This is a genomic window from Candidatus Methanocrinis alkalitolerans, from assembly GCF_029167205.1.
Classification (GTDB): domain Archaea; phylum Halobacteriota; class Methanosarcinia; order Methanotrichales; family Methanotrichaceae; genus Methanocrinis; species Methanocrinis alkalitolerans.
Genome location: NZ_JARFPL010000086.1, coordinates 1 through 1,337, shown reverse-complemented (window position 1 = coordinate 1,337; position 1,337 = coordinate 1). Strand labels below are relative to the sequence as shown.

1 protein-coding gene is annotated in these 1,337 nt (G+C 48.1%); it reads left to right on the top strand.

What is annotated here, in order from left to right:
• Positions 1-158 precede the first annotated feature (158 nt).
• The gene (locus tag P0O24_RS12445; protein WP_316970070.1) at positions 159-797 is read left to right on the top strand and encodes a hypothetical protein; all 639 of its coding nucleotides are present in this window, start codon (positions 159-161) and stop codon (positions 795-797) included.
• The last annotated feature ends 540 nt before the right edge of the window (positions 798-1,337 follow it).

The following is a 1,337-nucleotide window of genomic DNA, read 5'->3' as shown; positions in this document are numbered from 1 at the left end:
CGAAGGTATTGTTGTAATTTAGCTTCGTCTCCATCCTTCAAAGTCACGATGTAGGTCTTATTTCTTGGCACAATCTTAATCTTGACAAGTCTTATATGATTTATAATTTATGTTTTGGAGCACTAGTACCTGACGGCGGAGCGTATGGAGACCATGTTGTGGTGGTCGACGGTATTCCTGGTAGGAGATATCGTGAACCTGGCGTAGGAAATATCATCTTTAGCCCCGACGAAAGCACGGTGGCTTACTGGGCCAAAGCCGACGATTCAGGCTTCATGATGGTGGTGGACGGTGAGGATGGTAAGGTTTACGACGTGCTTAACATAGGCGACCCCGTCATCAGCCAAGATGGAAGTCATGTTGCCTACGTTGTTAATAGTAACGATGGGGCGTTCGTCGTCTTGGATGGAGAAGAGGGTAACAAGTACCAGAATATATGGGGTCTGACCTTCAGTCTTGATGGCCGTTTAGCTTACGTAGCATCTGATGAGAGAGAAGAAGGGGTTGTCCATCTGGTAGTTGTAGATGGCAAAGAAGATCAGACATACCAGCGTCAGGAGGGGTATGGTCAAGGGATAAAATCTGGTCCGAAATTCAGCCCCGATGGCAAGCATATAGCCTATATTGCCAAAGATGGCGATGGAGACGAGTTCGTGGTCGTGAACTCCATACAGCACACAAATCCATGGACTTCTCTGGAGCAAACACTTGTTTGGGACTCAGCAGATCAGTTCCACTATATTGGCCAGAACGATTCGGGAGTCTATCTGGTAACGGCGGTGATCCCGACAGACTAGAAGAAATTCGTTGAGCTGGGAGGACCTGAACAGATTGATTCGATCGTGTCCGCTGGGACAGACGAGGCGATTGATTTTTATCGAATACCCCGCAGCTTGCTGCGGGGTGCGCCGCCGCCAGTTTGACCTGCCTATCTGTGGCTTCAATCTGGCGTTGTGGGATGGTCATTTCGATGGGTCCTTTAAGGGGGGGGCTATGAAGCCTTGGCTGTAATCGAGGTGAAGGCCTGACCCCCTCCCCATACTATTTTTATTCACAATTGATTTTAAAACCGTTTAATCGACCTTTTCGAGGCGGTTCGACATCATCTTACCATCAGAGATCTGGTCCAAAGGCACCCTTTCACACTCTGACCTGCTTAATTCTGGGGCTCTGGATAGCCAGAATAGACTGGCTCACGAAGCTAGAAAATCGGTGGTGACCGTTTATCCGGTTGATGTTATATAATATGGGTGTGTAAGTAGTTCACGCAGAGTCCAATTATGATCAATCAATCCCTGCTGCTTCGCAGGAGAATTCTTCTTGCAGCACCCGTTTTC